Raw genomic sequence first — 450 nt, 5'->3', positions numbered from 1 at the left:
AGCCAGAACAGGCCGCAGGCGGCGGCGAGACGCACGAGGTGGTCGGCGCGGTTCAGGCGCATGAACAGCAGGGCGACCAGGGCGTCCTGCGTCGCGGCGAGGCCGAAGTTCACGGCTGAAGTCCAGGGGGCCTTGAGGTGGTAGGCAGCGAGCAGGCTTGCCGTCAGGAGCCCCAGCAGCAGAAGCCAGACGACGAGGCCGCGCAGCCAGAGCGCGCCGGCCTTTGTCCGAAGACGCGCCCTCACGCGCTCCGCCCATCGAGGTAGAGCATCGGGTAGAGGAAGATCCAGACCATGTCGACGAAGCCCCAATAGAGTGTCGCCACCTCCACCTGTGGGCTCGCAAGCAGGAAGCCCGGTGCGCGCCACTCCCGCCAGATGAGGCGGACAATGAGGCCGATGCCGATCGACAGGTGGATCGCGTGGACTGAAGTCGAGAGCCAGTAGAAGC

General features: G+C 67.1%; 2 protein-coding genes. Both read right to left on the bottom strand.

The window, feature by feature from the left end; all coding sequences use genetic code 11:
• The coding region (locus tag C1631_RS25575) for a cytochrome C oxidase subunit IV family protein (RefSeq protein ID WP_109714500.1) at positions 1 to 245 on the bottom strand (245 nt) is incomplete at its 3' end.
• Positions 242 to 450 (bottom strand): cytochrome c oxidase subunit 3 (locus C1631_RS25570; RefSeq protein WP_185144706.1); only part of this gene is annotated, 209 nt, incomplete at its 5' end. The genes C1631_RS25575 and C1631_RS25570, both read right to left, overlap by 4 nt.

The organism is Chryseobacterium phosphatilyticum (assembly GCF_002899825.2).
GTDB classification, from domain to species: domain Bacteria; phylum Bacteroidota; class Bacteroidia; order Flavobacteriales; family Weeksellaceae; genus Chryseobacterium; species Chryseobacterium phosphatilyticum.
The sequence above is the reverse complement of the archived record's forward strand: the minus strand, read 5'-3'. Positions and strand labels throughout refer to the sequence as shown.